Origin of the sequence: Paenibacillus sp. CFBP13512 (assembly GCF_005233705.1) — a bacterium.
Lineage (GTDB): Bacteria > Bacillota > Bacilli > Paenibacillales > Paenibacillaceae > Saccharibacillus > Saccharibacillus nuruki.
The window spans coordinates 218,703-242,334 of sequence record NZ_QGAD01000008.1 but is presented as its reverse complement, the minus strand read 5'-3'; the positions used below and the strand labels follow the sequence as shown (position 1 = coordinate 242,334).

Annotated in this window: 23 protein-coding genes, 15 tRNA genes and 1 other annotated feature; of the genes, 33 read left to right on the top strand and 5 right to left on the bottom strand. The window is 40.1% G+C overall.

From position 1 onward, the window contains the following. Positions 1-26: 26 nt before the first annotated feature. The 26 genes from PaeCFBP13512_RS14025 to PaeCFBP13512_RS13900 all read left to right on the top strand — a co-directional run bounded on the left by PaeCFBP13512_RS14025 (position 27) and on the right by PaeCFBP13512_RS13900 (position 12,032). Positions 27-118: transfer RNA gene (locus PaeCFBP13512_RS14025), tRNA-Ser, on the top strand. Positions 119-126: 8 nt separating this feature from the next. Then, positions 127-198, top strand: a tRNA-Glu gene (locus PaeCFBP13512_RS14020). A gap of 101 nt (positions 199-299) precedes the next feature. Next, positions 300-375 (top strand) — tRNA-Val (locus tag PaeCFBP13512_RS14015). A 25-nt stretch (positions 376-400) separates the two neighbouring features. Continuing rightward, positions 401-474: transfer RNA gene (locus PaeCFBP13512_RS14010), tRNA-Met, on the top strand. Between the two features lie 7 nt (positions 475-481). Then, a tRNA-Asp gene (locus PaeCFBP13512_RS14005) sits at positions 482-557 on the top strand. 98 nt (positions 558-655) lie between these two features. Beyond that, positions 656-731 (top strand) — tRNA-Phe (locus PaeCFBP13512_RS14000). Between the two features lie 22 nt (positions 732-753). Then, a tRNA-Thr gene (locus PaeCFBP13512_RS13995) sits at positions 754-829 on the top strand. 19 nt (positions 830-848) lie between these two features. Then, a tRNA-Tyr gene (locus PaeCFBP13512_RS13990) sits at positions 849-933 on the top strand. Between the two features lie 7 nt (positions 934-940). Continuing rightward, positions 941-1,014, top strand: a tRNA-Trp gene (locus PaeCFBP13512_RS13985). A 31-nt stretch (positions 1,015-1,045) separates the two neighbouring features. Continuing rightward, positions 1,046-1,118: transfer RNA gene (locus PaeCFBP13512_RS13980), tRNA-His, on the top strand. Between the two features lie 8 nt (positions 1,119-1,126). Further along, positions 1,127-1,201: transfer RNA gene (locus PaeCFBP13512_RS13975), tRNA-Gln, on the top strand. Positions 1,202-1,230: 29 nt separating this feature from the next. Then, positions 1,231-1,305, top strand: a tRNA-Gly gene (locus PaeCFBP13512_RS13970). Positions 1,306-1,323: 18 nt separating this feature from the next. After that, positions 1,324-1,397: transfer RNA gene (locus PaeCFBP13512_RS13965), tRNA-Cys, on the top strand. Between the two features lie 19 nt (positions 1,398-1,416). Continuing rightward, positions 1,417-1,493, top strand: a tRNA-Arg gene (locus PaeCFBP13512_RS13960). A 56-nt stretch (positions 1,494-1,549) separates the two neighbouring features. Continuing rightward, positions 1,550-1,629 (top strand) — tRNA-Leu (locus tag PaeCFBP13512_RS13955). 382 nt (positions 1,630-2,011) lie between these two features. Then, the gene (locus tag PaeCFBP13512_RS13950) at positions 2,012-2,335 is read left to right on the top strand and encodes a hypothetical protein (RefSeq protein WP_241669382.1); all 324 of its coding nucleotides are present in this window, start codon (positions 2,012-2,014) and stop codon (positions 2,333-2,335) included. A gap of 291 nt (positions 2,336-2,626) precedes the next feature. Continuing rightward, complete coding sequence (locus PaeCFBP13512_RS13945; protein WP_137223823.1) at positions 2,627-3,298, top strand: PspA/IM30 family protein; 672 nt, start codon at positions 2,627-2,629, stop codon at positions 3,296-3,298. Between the two features lies 1 nt (position 3,299). Beyond that, the gene (locus PaeCFBP13512_RS13940; RefSeq protein ID WP_137223821.1) at positions 3,300-3,800 is read left to right on the top strand and encodes a PspC domain-containing protein; all 501 of its coding nucleotides are present in this window, start codon (positions 3,300-3,302) and stop codon (positions 3,798-3,800) included. A gap of 1 nt (position 3,801) precedes the next feature. Continuing rightward, the gene (locus tag PaeCFBP13512_RS13935; protein WP_069328883.1) at positions 3,802-4,542 is read left to right on the top strand and encodes a PspA/IM30 family protein; all 741 of its coding nucleotides are present in this window, start codon (positions 3,802-3,804) and stop codon (positions 4,540-4,542) included. 166 nt (positions 4,543-4,708) lie between these two features. Further along, positions 4,709-5,377, top strand: a complete 669-nt coding sequence (gene liaF / locus PaeCFBP13512_RS13930) for a cell wall-active antibiotics response protein LiaF (protein ID WP_137223819.1) — start codon at positions 4,709-4,711, stop codon at positions 5,375-5,377. Between the two features lie 47 nt (positions 5,378-5,424). Continuing rightward, positions 5,425-6,486 (top strand): sensor histidine kinase, encoded by a 1,062-nt coding sequence (locus tag PaeCFBP13512_RS13925; protein ID WP_137223817.1) that lies wholly within the window; start codon positions 5,425-5,427, stop codon positions 6,484-6,486. Positions 6,487-6,490: 4 nt separating this feature from the next. After that, positions 6,491-7,141 carry a response regulator gene (locus PaeCFBP13512_RS13920; RefSeq protein WP_069328886.1) on the top strand — a complete coding sequence of 217 codons (651 nt, stop codon included), beginning with the start codon at positions 6,491-6,493 and terminating at the stop codon, positions 7,139-7,141. Positions 7,142-7,281: 140 nt separating this feature from the next. Further along, positions 7,282-8,838, top strand: a complete 1,557-nt coding sequence (gene zwf, locus PaeCFBP13512_RS13915; protein ID WP_069328887.1) for a glucose-6-phosphate dehydrogenase — start codon at positions 7,282-7,284, stop codon at positions 8,836-8,838. A gap of 112 nt (positions 8,839-8,950) precedes the next feature. Beyond that, positions 8,951-10,534: a peptide chain release factor 3 gene (locus PaeCFBP13512_RS13910; protein WP_069328888.1), complete on the top strand. Its 1,584-nt coding sequence runs from the start codon at positions 8,951-8,953 to the stop codon at positions 10,532-10,534. Further along, a complete protein-coding gene (locus tag PaeCFBP13512_RS13905) occupies positions 10,534-11,241 on the top strand; it encodes a potassium channel family protein (protein WP_273594607.1) in 708 nt (235 codons plus the stop codon). The genes PaeCFBP13512_RS13910 and PaeCFBP13512_RS13905 overlap by 1 nt, the downstream gene beginning before the upstream one ends. Beyond that, the gene (locus tag PaeCFBP13512_RS13900) at positions 11,238-12,032 is read left to right on the top strand and encodes a TrmH family RNA methyltransferase (RefSeq protein WP_137223815.1); all 795 of its coding nucleotides are present in this window, start codon (positions 11,238-11,240) and stop codon (positions 12,030-12,032) included. Before PaeCFBP13512_RS13905 ends, PaeCFBP13512_RS13900 begins: the two co-directional genes overlap by 4 nt. A 128-nt stretch (positions 12,033-12,160) precedes the next feature. On the opposite strand, the gene PaeCFBP13512_RS13895 is transcribed toward PaeCFBP13512_RS13900, so the two are convergent. Beyond that, complete coding sequence (locus PaeCFBP13512_RS13895) at positions 12,161-13,390, bottom strand: multidrug effflux MFS transporter (protein WP_137223813.1); 1,230 nt, start codon at positions 13,388-13,390, stop codon at positions 12,161-12,163. A gap of 243 nt (positions 13,391-13,633) precedes the next feature. Here PaeCFBP13512_RS13895 and lipA point away from each other — a divergent pair, with 243 nt between their 5' ends. Together lipA and PaeCFBP13512_RS23490 are read left to right on the top strand one after the other, a co-directional pair. Further along, a complete protein-coding gene (gene lipA, locus PaeCFBP13512_RS13890) occupies positions 13,634-14,527 on the top strand; it encodes a lipoyl synthase (RefSeq protein ID WP_083243598.1) in 894 nt (297 codons plus the stop codon). Between the two features lie 21 nt (positions 14,528-14,548). After that, positions 14,549-15,127 (top strand): YutD family protein, encoded by a 579-nt coding sequence (locus tag PaeCFBP13512_RS23490; RefSeq protein ID WP_241669377.1) that lies wholly within the window; start codon positions 14,549-14,551, stop codon positions 15,125-15,127. A 100-nt stretch (positions 15,128-15,227) separates the two neighbouring features. Here the strand turns inward: PaeCFBP13512_RS23490 and PaeCFBP13512_RS13880 are convergent, their stop codons facing one another. Next, a complete protein-coding gene (locus tag PaeCFBP13512_RS13880; RefSeq protein WP_137223811.1) occupies positions 15,228-16,034 on the bottom strand; it encodes an NAD kinase in 807 nt (268 codons plus the stop codon). Between the two features lie 545 nt (positions 16,035-16,579). Here PaeCFBP13512_RS13880 and PaeCFBP13512_RS13875 point away from each other — a divergent pair. Further along, positions 16,580-16,957, top strand: coding sequence for a globin domain-containing protein (locus tag PaeCFBP13512_RS13875; RefSeq protein ID WP_069328893.1), 378 nt, complete (start codon positions 16,580-16,582; stop codon positions 16,955-16,957). Between the two features lie 24 nt (positions 16,958-16,981). After that, positions 16,982-17,695, top strand: a complete 714-nt coding sequence (locus PaeCFBP13512_RS13870; RefSeq protein WP_069328894.1) for a DUF2225 domain-containing protein — start codon at positions 16,982-16,984, stop codon at positions 17,693-17,695. An 83-nt stretch (positions 17,696-17,778) separates the two neighbouring features. Here the strand turns inward: PaeCFBP13512_RS13870 and PaeCFBP13512_RS13865 are convergent, their stop codons facing one another. Further along, complete coding sequence (locus PaeCFBP13512_RS13865; protein WP_069328895.1) at positions 17,779-18,012, bottom strand: hypothetical protein; 234 nt, start codon at positions 18,010-18,012, stop codon at positions 17,779-17,781. Positions 18,013-18,014: 2 nt separating this feature from the next. Next, on the bottom strand, positions 18,015-18,167 hold the full coding sequence (locus PaeCFBP13512_RS13860) for a YycC family protein (protein ID WP_069328896.1): 153 nt from the start codon (positions 18,165-18,167) through the stop codon (positions 18,015-18,017). Positions 18,168-18,396: 229 nt separating this feature from the next. Here PaeCFBP13512_RS13860 and PaeCFBP13512_RS13855 point away from each other — a divergent pair, with 229 nt between their 5' ends. Both PaeCFBP13512_RS13855 and PaeCFBP13512_RS13850 read left to right on the top strand, forming a co-directional pair. After that, entirely contained in the window at positions 18,397-20,202 is a 1,806-nt protein-coding gene (locus PaeCFBP13512_RS13855; protein ID WP_137223809.1) for a M3 family oligoendopeptidase, read from the top strand. Between the two features lie 310 nt (positions 20,203-20,512). After that, entirely contained in the window at positions 20,513-20,920 is a 408-nt protein-coding gene (locus PaeCFBP13512_RS13850; RefSeq protein ID WP_069328898.1) for an O-methyltransferase, read from the top strand. Between the two features lie 303 nt (positions 20,921-21,223). Here PaeCFBP13512_RS13850 and PaeCFBP13512_RS13845 read toward each other — a convergent pair whose 3' ends face one another. Beyond that, positions 21,224-22,204 (bottom strand): aldose 1-epimerase, encoded by a 981-nt coding sequence (locus PaeCFBP13512_RS13845; RefSeq protein WP_137223807.1) that lies wholly within the window; start codon positions 22,202-22,204, stop codon positions 21,224-21,226. 103 nt (positions 22,205-22,307) lie between these two features. Beyond that, positions 22,308-22,579, top strand: a binding site (T-box leader). A 45-nt stretch (positions 22,580-22,624) separates the two neighbouring features. Between PaeCFBP13512_RS13845 and trpS the strand changes: the two genes are divergently transcribed. Continuing rightward, positions 22,625-23,614, top strand: coding sequence for a tryptophan--tRNA ligase (trpS, locus tag PaeCFBP13512_RS13840; protein ID WP_069328900.1), 990 nt, complete (start codon positions 22,625-22,627; stop codon positions 23,612-23,614). The last annotated feature ends 18 nt before the right edge of the window (positions 23,615-23,632 follow it).

The following is a 23,632-nucleotide window of genomic DNA, read 5'->3' as shown; positions in this document are numbered from 1 at the left end:
TTCGAGTCCTGTTCGGGGAGCCATATGGAGAGGTGTCCGAGCTGGCCGAAGGAGCACGATTGGAAATCGTGTAGACGTCACAAGCGTCTCGAGGGTTCGAATCCCTCTCTCTCCGCCACAATGTACGGCCCGTTGGTCAAGTGGTTAAGACACCTCCCTTTCACGGAGGTAACAGGGGTTCGAGTCCCCTACGGGTCATATCTTTTCTATCATTATATTGTTAAGTTTAGTAACATTGCTTATAAAAAAGACTTGACAAAAGTAATTAGAAAATGATATAATATGTTTTGTGTCACAATGGAGGTTTAGCTCAGCTGGGAGAGCATCTGCCTTACAAGCAGAGGGTCGGCGGTTCGATCCCGTCAACCTCCACCATAGAATTTTATAATAAGAACAATGACGCGGGGTGGAGCAGTCCGGTAGCTCGTCGGGCTCATAACCCGAAGGTCACAGGTTCAAATCCTGTCCCCGCAATTAATCTGGAACCGTGGTGTAGGGGTTAACATGCCTGCCTGTCACGCAGGAGATCGCGGGTTCAAATCCCGTCGGTTCCGCCATTAATTGCTTAATAACTAGTATCAACTCACTACATTAATAGATGGTTCTCATCATGTATTGAGTAGAAGAGTCGACACACAGCAATACATTAGACTACGGCTCGGTAGCTCAGTCGGTAGAGCAGAGGACTGAAAATCCTCGTGTCGGCGGTTCGATTCCGTCCCGAGCCACCATTTAGATTAATGTATAACACTTGCCGGTGTAGCTCAGTTGGTAGAGCAACTGACTTGTAATCAGTAGGTCGGGGGTTCAAATCCTCTCGCCGGCACCATCTTTTTTTTATTTAATGTGGAGGCTTAGCGAAGTGGCCAAACGCAGCAGACTGTAAATCTGTTCTCTCCGAGTTCGGTGGTTCGAATCCATCAGCCTCCACCAGTTTTGAAGGGGCATAGTTTAAAGGTAGAACAACGGTCTCCAAAACCGTTAGTGTGGGTTCAATTCCTGCTGCCCCTGCCAATATAACATTAATGATTCATTTTATAGCATGGCGATCGTGGCGAAGGGGTTAACGCACCGGACTGTGACTCCGGCATTCGTGGGTTCAAGTCCCATCGGTCGCCCTTTTTATTGGGGATTAGCCAAGCGGTAAGGCAACGGACTTTGACTCCGTCATGCATAGGTTCAAATCCTATATCCCCAGCCATTATTTACTTCTACTTCAATCAAGTGTAAGCGGACGTGGCTCAGCGGTAGAGCATCGCCTTGCCAAGGCGAGGGTCGTGGGTTCGATTCCCATCGTCCGCTCCATCTTTTATAATATAATATGGCGCCATAGCCAAGTGGTAAGGCACAGCTCTGCAAAAGCTCTATCCCCAGTTCGAATCTGGGTGGCGCCTCCAGTTATTTTTTAAAATTCTTGCGCCCTTAGCTCAGCTGGATAGAGCGTTTGACTACGAATCAAAAGGCCAGGAGTTCGAATCTCTTAGGGCGCGCCATTTTAGCTCTTATGTTCTAAATGGAAGCAACAACAAAATAGTATCATTTTTAATTAGCCGGTGTGGCGGAATTGGCAGACGCGCGCGACTCAAAATCGTGAGGGAAACCGTGGGGGTTCGAGTCCCTTCACCGGCATACACAAAGAAAAGCACTAGATCATTTGATCTGGTGCTTTTTTTATTGTCTTTAAAATAGATCCTCATAATGAGTATATAATATGTGCTTAATTCCTATTACATTGATTTATTTGTAGGTTAATTCGATAATGCACAAGTAGTCCCCGTCTAAGGTCTAGGATAAAAAACCACCTGTAGTCCATTTTGCAGAATCGATTTCTACTTTACAATGTGTATATAAGGCAAACACAACATTTGCTACAGCCAGATATGAAAGTAACATGTTAGATGCTTTGCAGTCTTGAGGTATTGAACATCTCGTCACGTATTAACATCTAAGAATATGGATATTAAAAATGCTGAATACAAATATCTAGGTAAAGGAGGTGGAGCATTTGCGCATGAATCGTAAAAGTATAGCTGCTTTTGCATTGATTATCATTGGTGTATTAATGGTTTTCGGCAAATTTGTACCGGTGTTACATAGTCTGCTCGGTTATCTCATTGGACTATTAATTCCAATCGCATTACTTGTACTTGGTTATTATGCATTACAAAGTGGACGTCGATTTTTGGGGATTACATTATCGGTTATAGGTGCTTGTATTCTATTTGCTAAGTTATCTTGGATTATTGGCCCTGTAATTGGAATTGCGTTGGTATGGTGGGGTTATTCGATGCTGAAGAATCGTCATCATCAGCAACGACAAGATCGAATGTTCTAAATATAGATACATTCTTTATTTAAATCATCGAATCTTGTTGGTGTAGAGGTTGTGAATGGGTAACATTCTAATAAAGCAGTTGGAATGTTACGATATAAATATAGTAAGACGTTATTATAAAGTAGTGTGGTTCATTACAAGTATAGTCATCTATTACACTACAAAATAATAGGATATCGTTGATCTTCGATTTCATCTGTTATTCATACTTTTTCGATAGAATAAAAGTAAGATATACGTAGATATCAAAAAAGATCACTTGTGATCAAGCAAGGGAGGGAGCAATTATTCATGAACGTTTTTAAACGTGTACGTGATATTACAGTGGCTACTTTAAATGAAAGATTAGAACAGAGTCAAGACCCTGTGAGAATGATTGACCAATTTCTTTTAGAGACACGGCGTGCTATTACAGAAGCTGAGCAATTACAGCATCATGTAACTCAACACACACGTCAATTGAAACAACATGTAGATCAAGCATCAGCAATGCGTCAAAAACGTGAAGAACAAGCGATGTTAGCTCTACAAGCAGAAGAGGAAGAATTGGCTCGCATGGCTTTGCAAGAAAAAGTAATGTATGAAGAAAAAGAAAATCAGTATACTGAATTGTTGGATCAAAATACTGAAGCTTTACGAGAAGTACAGCTTCAACTCAATACATTAAAATCCGAGTACCAAGCAGTCTACAGTAAACGTGAGTATTATTATGCTCGTATGGAGACACTTCGTCTGCAACAACAAATGAATCGCCGTTTTGGTAATGCTGTTCAAGGTACACCGCAAGCATTTGGACGTTTGGAAGATAAAATCTCCGATTGGGAGATTGAAGCCAAAGCTTTACGGGATTTGAGAAACGGTGATTCTTATTCGTCTTCTTCACATACAACTAATGGTGTATCGTTAGATGAAGAATTAGAGCGTTTAAGACGTAAGCTTGATCCAGATCGTAAGGAGGAGTAGTATGCGCCCGAAGTTATATCGTTCCAATCATGATCGGATTCTGAGTGGGCTGAGTGGAGGTCTTGCTGAGTATTTTCAGATCAATCCAACGTTGTTACGGGTTCTGTTAATATTAAGTATTCCTTTTACAGGAACAACTACAGTGCTAATCTATCTTATTGCAGCACTCATTGTACCTAAGCAACCGCCAGTTTATCGTCCTTTTGAACAGAATTCTTTTCATGAGGAACATCAAGAAGATCGTTATGGCCCACGCCAAACCTATGGTGGATATTGGGGAACATCGCAAAATGCGTATGAACCTAATACGTATGATGCTCCACATCAAAGCAATTCTCGTTACTTTGGTAAAAATCGCCCTCCACAACAAGCACCTGATCAGACATCCAAATCAAAAGGTGATCTCGATTCAATGATGGAAGGTATTGAAAATAAAGCACTACGTAAAGAAGTAGAACAATTAAGAAAAAAAGTCGCTCAATATGAGAAGGGAGATTTATAATATGGGAGTTTTTAAAAGATTGAAAGATATGACTAAGGCATCGGTGAATGATTTACTAGATAAGGTAGAAGATCCAATTGTAATGCTTAACCAGTATCTACGTGATATGGAAGCAGAGATTCATCAAGCAGAGGTTACTGTTGCTAAACAAATGGCAAATGAACGTCGTATGAAGCAACGTTTTGATGAAGCTGCACGTGTAGGTATGCAACGTGAAAGCCAAGCAACAGCTGCACTTAAAAATGGTCAAGAAGAAGTGGCTCGTAAATTGCTAGAAGAAAAGTTGTATTTTGACCAAAAATTCACTGAGTATTCTGAAATGCACAGCCAAGCTAAAGAACAAGTAACTGATATGATGAACCAATTGCACGAAATGAAAGACGAGTTCTACAAAATGCGTAACAAACGTAATGAACTGGTGTCTCGTGCTCAAATGGCAAAAGCTAAAAAACAAATGGCTCAAGTGAGTTCTGTGAATTCCATCGATAAAGGTGGCGCTTCTCTAGGATTTAACCGCATGGAAGAAAAAATCATGCAAATGGAAGCAGAAGCCGATGTAATGCGTGCTCCTTACCGTTCTGGATATGGATCTAATGCTTATATCAGTGGAGAAGATGCAGAAAAACAACTTAGAGTGGATGAGCAATTGAATTTGTTGAAAAGCAAATTAGCACCTAAAACGATCGAATCTAATTCGTCTGAAGGTCCATCTCTTTCTAAAGATGAAGGTCCACAACACTAATTAATTTTAATAGATAAGTGTGGATTAATACAATATAGCTAATCATCGATGTAATTATAGTTATTAAAATGACAATATGATATGCTAGAACAGGCGAAGCCATACAGCGTATGTGTCATCATGCGGGTATGGCTTTTCTCTTATTAGAAATAAAGGAGGTGCGGTTATGGGAAGAAAACGAAAAGTGTTTGCTGTGTTATTGATCGGAGTTGGATTACAAGTTTTATTAGGACCGTTGTTTGGCTTTTTTACGATTGCCGCACTTCTTTTGTTGCTAATCGGAATGATGCGTTTACGTAGTGGTGCTATGAGACAAGGGTATATTTTGGGTGGTATCGGATTAGGCTTGTTACTGTTAGATCACTTGATGATTGTGATTGGGATTACTTTGATATCATTAGGATGGTTTTATGTACGTGCTAATAAAGCACATCGGGGACAGCCATATCGTTTGAAACAAGGATTTATCACAAATGTTCGTTATGATCGGGAACCGTGGATGATGCAAAGTTCCAGTTCATGGCATGCTATCGGAGATATTGATTGTGATCTTGCGCTAGCGATACCGGATGAAACAGAAACTGTTCTGTATTTTCAAGGGATATTAGGAGACTTAGACTTCTCTATACCGGAAGATTATGGTGTAGAGATTGAAGCTTATTTATTAGTTGGTCAGATTGGCTTCGAATCGAATGGCTATCCTGTTGCTGAACGTCAACAAGGCATACAGAATCGTCTGCAATGGAGATCCGCTAATTATCTTACAAGTACGCAAAAAGTGAAGTTGGTTATTTCGTATATTGCTGGTGATCTGAATGTTCGTTTATCTTCTTAGTACAGGTATGTATACATTAAAGTCAGATAAGCAGGAGGACTTGATACGTGAAAAAGAGAAAACCTGCTGACTTGATTGTCCGCAGTATGGGTGAAGGTATTTTATTAGCCTTCTTATTACTGATTATTATTATCTATGTACTCTATACATCGGGTCACTTGAGTATAGAATTATCATGGCCTTCTTTATTACAGACTGGAGCAGCATTATGTGTTCCGGTTATTGTTGTAGGTAGTCTATATGGGTTGTATCATGCACTCCGGCTCAAAATGCGTTTGGATAAATTGAGGGATACGTTATTAATGTGGGAAAAAGGGAATTGGTCACAAGCTGCTCCGCAATGGGGAAGTGATGAATGGTCAAGGCTAGGTGAACAAATTGATCGAATCGGTAAAAAGTGGGAAGATCAGATTAGTAGTCTTCAACGATTATCTACCAATAATGCGCAGTTAGCAGAGCAGGCTAGAATTACAGCTATTATCGAAGAACGTCAGCGGTTAGCTCGTGAACTGCATGATGCGGTTTCTCAGCAATTGTTTGCCATCTCAATGACTGCAACAGCTATTGGACGTACATTCGATAATAATCCTGCACGTGCCAAACGTCAGGTGGAGTTAATTGAAGAAATGTCATCTGTTGCTCAATCAGAGATGAGAGCGCTACTATTACATCTTCGTCCTGTTTATCTGGAAGGAAAACGCTTGTCTCAAGGATTGCGAGAATTGATTCGTGAATTGCAAGCCAAAATCCCGATGGAAATTACGCTAGATATGGATGATGATCTCAGATTATTAAAGGGTGTCGAAAATCATATTTTCCGGATTGTACAAGAGTCATTGTCCAATACACTTCGTCATGCCAAAGCAGAACGGATGGAAATTCGTATTATTCAAAAAATAGATTCTGTGCGTGTAACGTTAAAAGATGATGGCATCGGGTTCGAATTAAATGAAACGAAACAAGCTTCTTATGGCTTATCTACGATGAGAGAACGAACGAATGAATTGGGAGGTACGATTCAATACATAACAGCTCCTGGAAAAGGAACACGTATTGAGATTGTCATTCCGATTGTGACTTTAAATACGGAAGAAAGCAGGTGGGCATAATACAATGGAAAACGATGAACAATCAATTAAAGTATTATTAGTCGATGATCATGAGATGGTCCGGATTGGACTTGCAGCTGTATTAGATACAGAAGATGGGATCGAGGTTGTTGGTGAAGCAAGTAACGGAGAAGAAGGTATTCGTCTGGCTCAAGAATATAAGCCTGATGTGATCTTAATGGATCTGGTCATGGACGGTATGGATGGTATTGAGACCACAAGGCGTGTATTGCAGATTAATTCCGACTGTAAAGTGATTGTATTGACAAGCTATTTGGATGACGAAAAAATGTATCCTGTGATTGAAGCAGGTGCGTTTAGTTATTTGCTCAAAACATCCCGTGCTAGTGAAATAGCAGATGCTATTCGTGCGGCTGCCAGAGGGCAATCGGTGTTAGAATCGCAAGTAGCTTCTAAAATGATGAGTCGTTTTCGTGAACCTCTTGAACGTGCATTACACGAAGAATTAACAGATCGTGAAATGGATGTACTACGTCTATTAGCCAAAGGGAAATCCAATCAGGATATTGCGGATGAATTAATTATTGGGATCAAAACGGTGAAGTTTCATGTGACTAATTTGCTAGCCAAGTTAGGCGTAGAAGATCGTACACAAGCGGCAATCTATGCTTATAAAAATGGACTAGCCGAGTAATTCACCTGTGGATTTAACGTATCAATTTTATTTGGCAAAGATATAAGTACTTCTTATAGTGGTCAGATAGCGATAGATAGGGTAATTATGGTAGAATACGTTTACCACATTACAGATTTTACATAGAAAGTTGAGGAGCTATGACTGAAAAACAAAATCTTGAGACATTGCAGACACCAAGTGCGGTATTTTTCATTTTTGGAGCAACCGGGGATTTGGCAAGACGTAAATTGTTTCCTGCTATTTATAGTTTGTATCGTGAAGGTAAACTTGCAGAGGATTTTGCAGTCATTGGTGTCGCGCGTCGACCGCGTACCAATGAAGAATTTCGGGAAGATCTCCATCAGTCTATCATAGAGTTTTGTCGCTACAAGATCGGAGCCGAAGAAGATTGGAACCGTTTTGCAGAACATTTTGAATATAAATCGTTAGATATTAACAATGTTGCAGGTTTTCAAGAGTTGAAAGAGCAAACTGAAGTGATTGAGACCAAGTATGGTATTCCGGGCAACCGCTTCTTTTTCCTAGCGCTCGCACCTGAGTTATTCGGTAGTGTATCCCTTAACTTACGTGCAGGCGGCATGATGGATGGAACAGGTTGGAATCGTCTTGTGATCGAGAAGCCTTTCGGTTATGATCTTGAATCTGCTCGTAAGCTCAATGCAGAGATTAATGAAGTATTTAAAGAAGATGAAATTTACCGCATCGATCATTATTTAGGTAAAGAAATGGTGCAAAATATCGAAGTGATTCGATTTGCCAATGCGTTCTTTGAGCCGTTATGGAATAATCAACACATTTCTAATATTCAAATTACACTTAGTGAAACGGTTGGTGTAGAAGAACGTGGTGGATATTATGATCACTCAGGGGCTTTACGCGACATGGGACAGAATCATATGCTACAAATGTTAGCGATGATTGCTATGGAACCGCCAAGTCGTCTGCTTCCTGAAGATATTCATGATGAAAAAGTAAAAGTACTTCGTTCACTACGTGCTTATATGACACCTGAAGAAGTGGATAAAAATGTAGTACGCGCTCAATATGGTGAAGGTGAATCCAAAGGTAAAACATTACCGGGTTACCGTCAGGAAGACAAAGTAGATCCTGCGTCTAATACTGAAACGTATTTTGCCGCAAGACTATTTGTAGATAACTTCCGCTGGTCAGGTGTACCTTTCTATATTCGTACGGGTAAACGTCTACCTGTGAAAACGACTGAGATCATTGTCGAATTCAAGCGTACCCCTACGAATGTGTATCTAGGGCAACGTCATAATCTAGAACCTAATCTATTGGTTATTCGTGTAAATCCAATGGAAGGTATCTATATCAAAATTAATGCTAAAAAACCAGGTTCTGATTCTGAAATTCAGCCTTTGGCAATGGACTTCTGTCAAAGTTGTATGATCGGAATTAACTCCCCTGAAGCTTATGAAAGTTTGATTGAAGACGCTGCACAAGGCGATTCAACCTACTTTACCCGTTGGGATGAAGTATCAGCAGCTTGGAGCTTTATTGATCATATTGCGGATGCTTGGGCACAGAATCCTACGGATGTTAAATCATATCCTGCGGGTTCGTGGGGACCTGATGAAACTCATTTATTACTTCAACAAGATGGATATCATTGGTGGCCGGTAAATGGTCAGGATGAAGATGATGTGATCTGGCAGGTTGGAAGTAGCAATTAAATATCATTATTGAGCAGAAAACACTCTTATGAGAGCATTACATAAGAGTGTTTTTGTCGTGAATATGATACAATGGATAAAGCCTATTTTAAGTGATGAAGGGAAAATGATAATGAGTAAAACGATAGATCAAGCTTTACAAAATGAAGTGGACAAACGCAGAACATTTGCAATTATATCTCACCCGGATGCCGGGAAAACAACGTTAACAGAAAAGCTATTGTTATTCGGGGGAGCTATCCGTGAAGCAGGTTCGGTTAAAGCTCGTAAAGCGAACAAACACGCGACAAGTGACTGGATGGCGATTGAGAAGCAACGGGGAATTTCGGTAACTTCTTCAGTAATGCAATTTGATTATAATGGACATCGTATTAATATACTGGATACACCGGGTCACCAAGATTTTAGTGAAGATACGTATCGTACGTTAACTGCAGCAGATGCAGCAGTCATGTTGATTGACGTCGCTAAAGGTGTAGAAGCACAGACGATTAAACTATTTAAAGTATGTGCTCAACGTGGAATTCCGATTTTTACTTTTATTAATAAATTAGACCGTGAAGGACAAAGCCCGTTCGAATTGATGGAAGAATTGGAGCAAGTATTAGGTATTCGTTCTGTGCCGATGAACTGGCCGATCGGAATGGGACGCGAACTATCCGGTGTCTATGATCGGATGAAAACACAGGTTGAATTATTTAATGGTAAAGATCATTCTACGATTCAAGTGCAAAAAGTAGAAGATTATCGTGATCCAATTATCAAAGAAATGGCAGGCGAATTTTTGTATGATCAGCTTTGTCAGGATATTGAGTTGTTGGATGTAGCGGGTGATCCTTTTGATTATGACAAAGTATTACGTGGTGAATTAACACCGATCTTCTTCGGTAGTGCAGTCAATAACTTTGGTGTACAGACATTCTTGGAAAACTTCTTAGAACTTGCGCCAAAACCTGAACCACGTCGTAGTACAGTCGGTATGATTGATCCGATGAATGATAAGTTCAGTGGATATGTATTTAAAATTCAAGCGAATATGAATCCTGCTCACCGAGATCGGATTGCCTTTTTACGTGTAGTATCAGGTAAGTTCGAACGTGGGATGAGTGTACGCCATGTACGTGCAGGCAAAGAGATCAAATTAGCACAACCACAGCAATTTTTGGCACAGGATCGTGATATTGTACAAACCGCTTATCCTGGCGATATTGTCGGATTGTTCGATCCGGGTATTTTCCGTATTGGTGATTCTTTAAGTCAGGGTTCTGATATTGTCTTTGACGAATTGCCTACCTTCTCACCTGAAATATTTGCTAAAGTTACCGTGAAAAATGCGCTTAAACACAAACAATATCAAAAAGGAATCGATCAATTAACTGAAGAGGGTACGATTCAAGTATTTAACACAGTAAGCTTTGATGAAACGATTCTGGGTGTAGTTGGACAACTGCAATTTGAAGTATTTGAATATCGGATGAAAAATGAGTATGGTGTAGATGTACAGCTTCAACGGATGCCATATCAATTTGCGCGTTGGATTGTCACTGATAAAGTGGATGCTTCCAAATTCCGTATTAACTCTACACTGGTTAAAGATAAAAAAGAAAACCATGTGGTTCTGTTTGAAAATGAGTATGCGATGCGTACAGCAATCGATAAAAATCCAGATGCTCAATTTTTGGAAATGGCTCCTTAATATCAAATACAGTATATGCTTATGAAAAGCTTGGAGGTTACAATATGCCTAGAAAGCAGTATGCCATTATCGGCATCGGACGCTTTGGTTCTAGCATTGCCAAAACATTGAGTGAAATGGGCTTTGACGTATTAGCTATTGACTCAGATGAACACCGTATTCAAGAAGTATCCAAAATTGTAACTCAAGCCGTAACAGCTGATTCAACAGATGAAGAAGCTTTGCGCTCACTGGGATTACGTAACTTTGATGTAGTGGTTGTAGCGATTGGAGAAGATATTCAATCAAGTATTCTGACCACACTAATTCTCAAAGAAATGGATATTCCAACGATTCTGGTTAAAGCACAAAATGAACTGCACGGTAAAGTATTAACACGGATCGGTGCAGATAAAGTCATTTTCCCTGAACGTGATATGGGGGTACGGGTAGCTCATCATTTAACATCACCTAATGTACTGGATTATATTGAAATTTCAGAAGAATACAGTATTGTTGAAATGAAAGCATCCGAAGCTATGATCGGCTCTAACTTAAAAGAACTTGATATTCGTGTTCGATATAGTTGTAATGTGATGGCTATCAAACGAGGAAATCAAATGAATATTGCGCCTTCACCGGATGAACGTCTCAAACCGGATGATATTCTTGTGATTGTTGGACAAAAGAATGATCTGCTTAAAATGGAATTAGGTCTCGAAGAATGACCGAAATTCTATCGACCCAGAATGCGAAAGTCAAGGAATGGGCGCAGTTGCTTGAGAAAAAGCATCGGGATAAGCAAGGAAAATTTATAGTAGAAGGTATTCATCTCGTTAGTGAAGTTCTTCGTAGTGATTGGGATATCGACTGTATTGTCTACGATACAGAAAAAGGGATTCCTGCTGAATTGCGTGAAGATATTGATCATTATTCAGGTGGAGCACAGTATATCGCTGTATCCGAAGCAGTACTGTCTAAATGTACCGATACAAAGACACCACAATCTGTTTTTGCAATTGTATACAAACGAAATTCACTTACTGAGCGTTTACTTGAAATCAATCACAGTCTGGTTATGGTATTGGACAATGTTCAAGATCCGGGCAATGTAGGAACGATTATTCGTAGTAGTGATGCGGCAGGAGCAACCGGTATTGTACTCGGTAAAGGTTGTGCGGATCTATATAATCCCAAAACGATTCGTTCGACGATGGGTTCGTTATTTCATTTGCCTGTGATTGAAAGTGATCTCAGTGAACTATTACCTGTTGCCAAGCAAAAAGGGCATCTAGTGCTAAGTACATCGTTACAAGCGAGTCAATCTTGTTATGAGTTTGATTTTACAACAGGAGCTTGGATCGTGATTGGTAACGAAGGTAAAGGGATATCGGCAGAAGTAGCAGAATTAGTGGATCAGCATATTTTGATTCCGATGCAAGGGCAAGCAGAGTCGCTTAATGCGGCAATGGCATCGACGATCCTTTTATTTGAAGCGATGCGTCAGCGGATATCTTAGTAATCAGATATATAGGCTATAACAAAAAGGAACTTCTCTTATACGATGAAGTTCCTTTTTGTTATAACTATGTTTTCGTATTAGATATGATGGAGCTAATTCTAGTAAAGACTGTGTAAGCCTAACAACTATACTTTCACAGGTTTTCTCACCAAGCCGATAAAGCAGAGTACTGCGAACACTTCTGCGACCAAAATAACAACACTCATCGGTACAGCAGTGAGTCCACTACCGAGTCCCACTAATGGAGAAGCGGCACCACCTAACAGAAGCGGAAGTAAGCCGAGTAGAGCCGAAGCACTTCCTGCGGCATTACCTTGACTTTGCATCGCCAGAGAAGTCGACGTAGCGCCTACAGAGCCTACACAAGATACAACAAAGAACAACATCATCGCAATCGGTAACAATCCACCGCCTGCTAGAGCAATAATTAATAACAATAGAGCCGCGGTAAAAGCAATTCCTAGACTGATTTTCAATATAGCCAATTCGCCGTATTTACCAGATAAACGACCTGCCAATTGAGCGAAAATAATAATGCCCAGACCATTCAAAGCAAAAAATAAACTAAAGCCTTGGGCAGATACACCGAATATCGTCTGCACGACAAAAGGAGAACCTGCAATATAAGCAAACATCGCCGCAGTGATAAATGCTTGGGATAAAGCGAAACCGATAAAATGACGATCTTTTATCAATCGTCCAAATGTACGTAATGTTGAACTCAGTCCACCAGAAGCTTTGCGTTCATTGGATAATGTCTCCGGTAAACCAAACAACACCATAAATAACATGATAGCGCCGATTACCGCAAGTACGACAAAGATGCCTTGCCACGGTACAAATTTGAGTAAAGCACCACCGATAATCGGAGCAGCGATCGGAGCCACTCCATTAATCAACATCAGCAGCGAGAAAAATTTGGTTAATTCATGCCCCGAGTAGAGGTCACGTACGACAGCACGCGAAATTACGATACCAGCGGCTCCTGTAACCCCTTGTATTAAGCGTAGAACAATAAGTAGCCCGATACTTTGAGTTAAAGCACAACACAGCGATGCCACCGTATATAAAATCAATGAAATGATAAGCGGTGCACGTCTACCTTTGACATCACTAAGAGGTCCAATCACTAACTGTCCGAATGCTAGACCTAGCAGACAAGCGGTTAGACTGAGCTGTGCAAGAGAAGCATTGGTATGTAGATGCTCTGCTAGCGTAGGCAGTGCAGGTAAATACATATCGATCGATAATGGAGCAAATGCAGATAATGAACCTAAAATTAAAGCGATCCATAACCGTTTAGAGCGGGTTAAGGAATCCGCAGTTAAAGGTGCATGAGATGAAGATTTATTCATGAATACGTTCATTCCTTTCTGGTAGATCGTTAAGCTGTATACGTGACTTTATTTGGATCTTACTTGATTGATGTTCAGACAACTATGTCTCTTCAATCAGCACAACCGTATTTAGTGTAACCGAATAAAGTACAGCTGGAAAGCCTAATATTTCGGTCTGCACCAATTCGTGTTATAATAAATCCCAAAAGATTGTAACAATCCTGGAATCCAATTACACCCGAGGAAGGAAGGTCAACTATCTTGTCCACTAAAGCCAAACAACCGAAACCTGAATGGATCAAAATCAAGATGACCAATGACAGTAACTATCAGGAAATTAAAAGTATGATGCGTTCCAAAACTCTTCATACCGTCTGTGAGGAAGCGCGTTGTCCCAATATTTATGAGTGCTGGGCAAATCGTACAGCGACTTTTATGATTTTGGGAGATATTTGTACACGTGCTTGCCGTTTTTGCGCAGTCAATACGGGGATGCCTACGGAGCTTGATTTACAAGAACCAGATCGGGTTGCGGAAGCGGCTGAAAATATGGGGCTTCAACATTGTGTAATTACCAGTGTAGCTCGTGATGATTTGAAAGATGGTGGAGCAAATATTTTTGCGGAGACGATTCGTGCGGTTCGCAAGCGTTTGCCACTTTGTAGTGTCGAAGTATTGATCCCTGACTTTATGGGAGATATCGATTCACTAAAAATTGTAATGGATGCTAAACCAGATATTCTGAATCATAATATTGAAACAGTGGAACGGATGTCTGACCGTGTTCGAGCCAGAGCCAAATATCCTCGTTCTATGGAATTGTTACGTAACTCTAAAATACTACAACCTTCGATTCCAACCAAGTCTAGTATTATGCTAGGTGTAGGGGAAGAATGGGATGAAATTTTGAAAACAATGGATGACCTTCGTGCCATGGATTGCGATATTATGACAATTGGACAATATTTACAACCTTCTCCAAAACATTTGGATGTGGCTAAATATTATACTCCTGATGAATTCGCTATTTTAAAAGAAGAAGGATTAAAGCGTGGATTCAGTCATGTTGAGTCTGGTCCGCTTGTCCGTAGTTCCTATCATGCGCATGAACAGGTTCAATCCGCATCGAAGTCGAAGGAAACCTCGACGGTCTAAATGCTGAAAGGCGGGAGAACCTTGATTCAAATCGGCGGTAAAACATACGAGATTATTAAACAGCATCGTGATGGTTGGAATGCAGAAATATTCCGTGAACGATATAGTGAAGTGTTGGATCGGTATGATTATATTCTAGGTGACTGGGGTTATAATCAATTGCGTCTCAAAGGATTTTATCGTGATGGACATCCCAAAGCAGGTAAAGATACTTCTTTATCCAGCTTGACTGAATATATTAATGAATACTGTAACTTTGGCTGTGCTTACTTTGTGTTACAAAAAACAAAAGAAGTCGCAGAACCACCAAAGCCAGCGAATGGAGAAAAAGCAGAAAAGCCTGAGAAATCCGAGAAATCGTCAAGAGGACAAGGAAATCATTCCAAAAAAGACAAGCAGGATAAAACAGCAGCTTCCAAAGCAGTTCCTGCGTCTGCTCCAACGCCTGTAGCTCCAGTAATCCCTGTTGTACAACCTACAGAAGCACCAACGACAATAAGTCCGGTAGAGCCTTCTATAGAGCCTATTCAACCTTCACCTGTAGAACCACATCCGACAGAGGTTGAAGTGAAACCAAGTGAAGAAAGTTCCAAGTCTTAACTCTTTTATGTATATCAAAAAGCTTCCAAGTCCACTATCACAGTGGCATTTGGAAGCTTTTTTTGATATGGCTAAGTGGTTAGACTTCTGATTGCATCCGTTATCCCAAAAACGATTGACGTACTCGATTCCAAAATGGATAAGGGCGATAACGGGCAAAACTAACTTGATGTTTGGACACCTGACAACGAATCGAAATCAGATCATCAAATGACATATTCAAATGATCCATTGTCAATTGTAGTTTTTGCGGTTTGCGTGAATGAATATCACAATGATGATGTTTTGGTAACATTAAAGAAGATCCAAGTGTACGATAAATCCGGTTATTGATCGAAGCAATCTCAGCGATCTGAAGAGCTTCAATCGTCGGATGTACCATAGCCCCACCAAGCGCTTTGTTATACGCAGTACTTCCTGAAGGGGTCGATACACAAATTCCATCTCCACGGAACATTTCAAAAATCTCATCATTGATATCCACTTGAACCACGACAGTTGTACCATCGGTTCCTTTTAAAGTGAATTCGTTAAGCACGGTATGGTGAGTGGTGCCGCTTTTGGTCTGAATATCCAATTCAATTAATGGATATTTTACAATTTTGGGATGACGATCTGATGTAGAAGACTCGCCTGCCATAAATTTAACCAAATCTGCAAGTTCATCTGCTTTCCAGTCTGCATAAAATCCTAAATGTCCGGTATGAATACCGACAAACGCTACATCTGGAATATGATCAATAAATGTGTGAAAAGCATGAAGCATGGTTCCGTCTCCACCAATAGATACAACGATCTCTGGTGATTCAGCATCTAGCTGAAATCCGCGTTCGGCAGCAAGCTTATGAAATTGCTCACTAAGTTCGATAGATAATTGATCTCCACGATCAAGCACATAGTATCTCAAGTTTGGAAAGCTCCTTTGTCCTTTATCGTTAAATCCTTTGTAAATATACTCACCTTCGATGATAATCAATTCTTGAGCGGAACACAATGTTTAAAGGTAAATCTATTTTAAAATAAATAGCGTTTGGTCATCTTACTGATACATAACCGACATAATGTAGGGTTCTGTAAAGAGTTTGTAATCTAATTGTTAAAGTAAGCGCTTGCAAAAAGGGTTATATTCTCGGAAAAGGTGTGCTAAAATAAGGATATAAATGGTCGTCGGAATTGTCAATGATTGTTAGTACACAATTAGAATGGAGTGATGAACATGACTACAAGCATTCTTGCCGGTATTCTCGTATGTCTATTCGTGTACGTCATTCGTGCTTCCTTTGTTCAATCTGGTGAAGAGGATCGAAGCATGTATTGACTTAGACCGCATGTATTTTTACATTACTTTTTTTATACTATATACATTGATTAGAGACGCTAAAGAAATCTTTAGCGTCTTTTTTATGATATAATTTGAGGCATGACGTATCGAAAGAAAGTTGGCGAGCGATAGTGAAATTTGATCAATCTTTGTATGTATTGCTAGGCGAAGCAGATGGAGTTAGACGCTTAGTTGAAGCCTTTTATCCAAAAGTACAGCGTGATCCGTTAATTGGTCCGCTTTTTCCTGAAGATATCAATCCTGTGATGGAGAAACAATATATGTTTCTTTCGCAATTTTTTGGAGGCCCCGCGCTTTTCTCTGAAGCTTATGGTCATCCGATGATGCGAGCACGTCATATGGGCTTTGAGATTACCGACGAAAAAGCAGATGCCTGGTTAGCCTGTATGAATGAAGCTTTAAAAGAGCTTGAGATTGAAGACGAATTGCGTGTGTTTGTAGTAGATCGTTTATCAGGACCGGCTCATCATTTTGTAAATACGCATTAATTTGATTTGGGGGAAGTGGGTTAGATGGAGGGGACAACAGAGTTAGAGCCGTTATATACGATAAAAATCACCTGTCCGCAGTGTGATGCAGAATTTAAAACCAGTCGTGTACGTCCGAGTATGAAAAGAGCTTCACGGCGTGACTCTGACTTTTGTGCTTATTATCAGCAGGAGAATCCTGACTTTTACGTTGTACGCATGTGTCCACATTGCGGGTTTGCTTCAACTGAGAATTCGCAGGCTACACTGACAGATCGTCAACGTGATCTCTATATGGAGCAGATTGGCAATCGGTTAATCAAACGTGATATGGGTGGACATCGTACGAGAGAACAAGCACTGGAAGCTTACAAATTTGCTTTGATGTGTGCACAAGCGATTGGAGATCGGGAACGTATTATTGCTAGCTTTCTTCAGCATATTGCCTGGATTCACCGGTATGGTGGTGAAACCGAGCAAGAACTTCGCTTTCTTCGCTATTGTCTGGATTCTTACATCAAAGTGTATCAGATTGAAAGTGTGAGTGGTGGGGATGCCAAATTGCTATATCTGATTGGTGAACTTCATCGCCGACTTGGGGAATTTAATGAAGCGGTGAAATGGTTCTCGCGTGTTATTCATGATAAACGCATTACAGATTCAGCTATGATCCGAGCTTCTCGTGAACAGTGGGCACTGCTTCGGGAACAAATGTTATCTAAAAATATGGCGCTACCAGACGAAATGAAAGAATCTTAATATAAAAAATAGCGGGCACTCTAAGTAGATATAGAGTGATCCGCTATTATTATATTATTGAGCATACTGCCGATAAGCAGTAATTAATGACGAAGAATCGTGTCTGCTAGCAAATAATCTGAATCGGTATCTAATAAAGTGACTCGATTACTGCAACAAGGGAACACCAGTAATTTTTTTTTGCCTTCTCGAATCGAAATTAATTCTTTCGGTTTGAGCGGTAAAATTATATTTTCTGCCTGACAAAACGGACATTCATGAACATAAATATCATTCATAATAATGTCGTATGGCCAGGTCTGATTAAAAGGAATCATAATTATTCGTTGCCGCCTTTGTCGTCTTCTTTTGCCAGTTCAGCAATTTTTTGAAGCAGGATATGCTTAGGCATATGCATCAGTTGTTCTAATGGTACATTTAGCTTTTCCGCTAGCTTAACTGCGGTATCTGCCGAGATCTGTAGTGGTTGCATAAAGCTTCCCTCCTATCTTGGAATATGATGATTTAGAGTATACTATACTTATACCCACTTGACGATGGGGGAGCTAATCATGAATGGGACAATGGAACGAAAATTCATGATTGTTGATGCATCCATTTGAAATTATAATCAATAATCGGCATACTTGTAGCTACAAGCAAAATAATTAATCATTCCAACATATGTCTATTTACAGGCAGATACAGAAAGGTGTGCTATGATGAACCATCCTATTCAACCTACATGGAATTTAGAAACGATTTTTGCTGGAGGTTCCAGTTCTGAAGAACTGCAATCTTTTTTACAAACGTTATCCCAAGATATTCAAACACTATCTCAACAATTGAATACGATGGAAGCACCTCAACATGTTACTGAAACGGAACGATATGATGCATTACTGGATCAATTGCAAGATACACGTATTCGTTTGCGCGAAGCGTCTTCTTTTGTCGGTTGTCTGAGTGCGCAAGATCAAAGTGATAAAGAAGCGAATCGTCTAGGGTCATTGATTTCAACAATGTCTGCTAATTTACAAGGATTATTTGTACGTTTCCATAGCCTATTGGCGACTACAGCAGATGATATATTTGAGCAATGGATAAGCCGTCCTGAGATTGTTCCGATCGCATTCTATCTGACTGAAAATCGTTCATTGGCCCGTGAGAAAATGACTCCTGAACTGGAAGGATTAGCTTTGGATCTTGGTGTCGATGGTTATCACGGTTGGAGTAAAATGTATGATACGATTGTAAGCCATATCCAGATTCCTTTTGAACAAGATGGTGAAACGATCCTTTTATCCGCAGGACAAGCAGCTAATAAAATGAATGATACGAATCGTGAAGTACGTGAAGAGATGTTCCGCAAATGGGAAGAAGCGTGGGGCAATGCTGAAGATTATTGCGCAGACACGCTTAACCACCTTGCAGGATTCCGTCTCAAATTATATGAGCGTCGTGGCTGGGATCAAGTCTTAAAAGAACCTCTTGCCATTAACCGCATGTCTGATCAGACGTTGAATGCAATGTGGGATGTTATTGTTAAAAATAAACCGGTATTCGTCGATTATTTGAAACGCAAAGCACAAATTCTAGGTGTTGATCAATTAAGCTGGAATGATGTCGATGCACCGATCAGTACAGTAGATAGTCATGTTGATTATGATGCTGCTGCCAAAATTATCGTAGATCAATTCCGCAAATTTAATCCTGAGATGGCTGACTTTGCAGAACATGCTTTTGAACAGCGCTGGATCGAAGCTGAGGATCGTGCTGGTAAGCGTCCAGGTGGATTCTGTACGTCGTTACCTATGAGTAAAGAAACACGTATCTTTATGACTTACAGTGGCACAGCATCCAACGTATCCACGTTAGCACATGAGCTAGGACATGGATATCATCAACATGTGATGAATGATTTGCCTGCTTTTAGTCAAGGATATGCGATGAATGTGGCAGAGACAGCATCTACATTTGCTGAAATGATCGTAGCGGATTCTTTAGTCAAACAAGCCCAAAATGACGAAGAAAAAGTTTCTTTGTTAGAAGATAAGATTCAACGTAGTATTGCATTCTTTATGAATATTCATGCTCGCTTCTTATTTGAAACTCGTTTTTATGAGCAACGTCGGACAGGAACGGTAGGCACAGACGAGCTTAACCGCCTTATGGAAGAAGCGCAACGTGAAGCCTATTGCGATACACTATCTTCATACCACCCGCATTTCTGGGCGTCTAAGCTACATTTTTATATTACAGGTGTTCCTTTCTATAACTATCCGTACACATTCGGTTATATGTTCAGTACAGGTATCTATGCGTTAGCACAACAAGAAGGTGCAAGCTTTGCTGCAAAATATGATGCGTTGTTGCAAGATACCGGACGGATGTCTGTAGAAGAATTGGCTCAAAAACATCTAGGTGTCGATTTGACTCAGCCTGATTTCTGGCAAAATGCTATGGATGTAAGTATTGCGGATGTCGAATTATTTATGAATATGACTGTAGAACAAGTGAAAAAATAATCGGTTAACAATATATACGTAATCGATCCTAATTGATCTATTAAAAACGATATTCATTTTGTATTCTTACTCTCAGAATGCAAGTGGATATCGTTTTTTTTAATTTTTAAATAAACCTAGTAAAATCCAATTATTCTATTAAATAGCGAATGAAAGCGTAGGTAAATATAGGAATAATCATCGAAATTTGTCGAATAGTAGTAAAAAGTACCTAATTGTTAAAAATAGTATTGATCAGACACTAAATAGGTTCTATAATGAGTCAGAAGTCCTAATTTAATATGTTTTTTAGAGAGAGGAAGGGGAAAAAATGCCTAAGAACGATCTAGTTTCTCTTACGAGACAACTCGACATTGTGTTCAAGGAGCTTGAAAACGAGTTAACCCATTTGGATTCTGGAACAGTATTTATTCAGATTCGTAACAACACAGTGGGGAAATTTGGTATTAAACACAATCCAATCGCAGGAAGAAATGGGGAGTGGAACGGTCCAGAAGAAGGATTGAACATGATTCAGATCAAATCGTTTCGACAAATGGCAATTGAATCGCTAAAATTCAAAAACCATTGGACGCATGGGGAAATCAGTTACGAATTTGCTATTCGTAAAGGAATGATTGCGGTCGATACCACGATTGAATCGAACTATAATATGGCTAACCATATGATTCGCTATCCAAGAGCTACATACAGCGAAGTACAATCAGAGTTATCCTAAGTATAGACAAAGCAAGATTACAGCAACATATTCCCATTTTTATGTAGATCATCTGTTTACTGCACTCATACCTTATATTTTTATATCGAACTCTTAAGCACCACGACGTGAATCTGCACGTCACTATATATACGATGAATCTTAAGTAAGAAGGAATAGCAATCTAATAGCAAAACGAAAAAAGATGACTCCGATAAGAGTCACCTAGGCGTGTAGATGTGTATCTCAGGATATGACATCTGCACGTTTTTTCGTTATTACAAAGTTGTGGCAAAGTGGTTAATGTCATCCAAATATTTGCCTTTATTTCAGTTGGGTATATTTTTCGATCACATCGATTTGTAGACTGAATTCAACAGGTTGTTCTGGAGCAACATCAATCAGACCTGTGAAATCTTGTGAATGCGTAGAATTAGCTGCATCCGGTAGCGTCGTATATGGTTCAATACATAGATACTGATCACTTTCACCTTTGGTATACAGTACCCAATATTTGAAATAATCTGGATCAGCTGAATAACGAATACCATAACCATCATCACGTGTTAATTCTGCACTTACCGGACGCTTATCTCCGATCCGAAGCAGATTATCCCAGTTACGATTTGCCATATTCATACCTGTATTGAGTTCTTCCCATTCTTCTAAAGGAACCACTTCGCCAGTAGGAATCTGTTCTGCATCTTGAAGCAGTTGATCGCTCACTGGAATATTTAAGGTCCATCGTTGTGGTTCACCATCTAGTAAGAACCACGTATGTAACCCGAATCCAAAGGGAGCAGATGTATCTCCTAGATTGGTAATTTTCATACGTTGCATCAGTGAAGTACCTTGTAATTGTAATGTCATTTCTAATTGAAGTGGAATCGGATATTGACGCATCCAGTTCGGATCATCTGCTGTTAATAACTCGGTCGTAATCGTGCAACCTTCATCATTTTCATCAATATCAGATACACGCCATGCTTGCGTACGATGTAATCCATGAATATGATTATCGTTGGCTGTATTTTGATCGAATTGATAGGTCGTTCCACTGTATTCGAAATGTCCACGACGAATTCGTCCAGGTGGCATCAACATAGGCATCCCAAAGTGATAAGGTTTTTGCAAATAAAAATCAAGATCGCTTTCTTCTGGACGACGCAAAATCTCACGATCTTCTTGTAAGTCGCGAATGCCGATCACATTGTTACCGAGTCTTGGCAGCAACGTAACTTCTAACTGCTGACTTTTCAAAATATATGTGTCATAACCGTTCCATGTTCCTTTGGTTACTTTCATGGCGCTGCTCCCTCTTTCTGCATCGAAATATACATCCATGATAACAGATTTTGAGTCCAATTGGGATTTGACAATGTTACATTTGCCAATTATGATGAGATTCAAGAATACGATGACAGAGAGTAGTAAGCAAAAAGAGCTTCTTCAGAAAGCTGATGGATGATGAGAATCAGCGTAGAACTTTTGCCGAATGGACTCTGGAGTGCTGTGCCCAACCAGACATCTGTGATATGTAGGATGCGTCTGTAGTAGGTAGGTCGGTGGTTCGCCGTTATCCGAACACATTCAAGATTGGAATAAGGAAAATAGAGTGTACGAAGATGCTCTATATTATTTCGATGAATAAGGGTGGCACCACGGTCACACGTCCCTTGCAGGATGTGGGCTTTTTTTGTTTTCTAAAAAAAGGAGGAACAATAGATGAAAACAGTATTATCGGGTATTCAACCCAGTGGTTCATTAACAATTGGTAACTATATTGGTGCGATGAAAAACTTTGTTGCCCTACAAGAAGATTACAACAGTTACTTTATGGTGGTGGATCTACATGCGATTACAGTAGCGCAAGAACCAGCTGCACTACGTGAAGCTTCAGAATCTGTAGCCGCATTATATTTAGCCGCAGGACTTGATCCGGCAAAAGCTAATATTTTCTTACAATCTCATGTTCCTCAACATGCTGAATTGGGATGGATTATGACTACGCTTGTAGCGATGGGCGAATTAGAGCGAATGACTCAATTCAAAGATAAATCCGAAGGTAAAGATTCAGTGGGCGCAGGATTATTTGTATATCCAGCACTGATGGCGGCTGATATTTTGCTATATAACGCAGATTTAGTTCCTGTGGGTGACGATCAGAAGCAACATTTGGAATTAACACGTGATTTAGCAGGACGATTTAATCACCGATTTGGTGAATATTTTACAGTGCCAGAACCGTTTATTCCTAAAGTGGGTGCACGGATCATGTCACTGGATGATGGTACGAAAAAAATGAGTAAAAGTAATCCCAATGCAGGTAGCTTTATTGCTTTGCTTGATCCACCGGATGTGATTCGCAAAAAGCTCAGTCGGGCCACAACCGATTCGGGTCGTGAAGTGATGTATGATCCGCAGAATAAACCGGAGATCAGCAATCTAATGAGTATTTATTCTCAATTCTCGGGACTTAGTCTGGATGAAATAACAGCTAAATATGAAGGACAAATGTATGGCGGATTCAAAAAAGAATTAGCAGAGGTCGTGGTTGCAGGTCTAGAACCGTTGCAACAACGTTATCATGATATTCGTGAGTCAGGAGAAGTTCATCAAGTTCTCCGCCAGGGTGCAGAAAATGCACAAGCCGCAGCGGAGAAAACATTGATAGCTGTAAAAGAACGCATGGGCTTTTTACCAGCTCAGCGTTAATATACAGGCACATCTGAG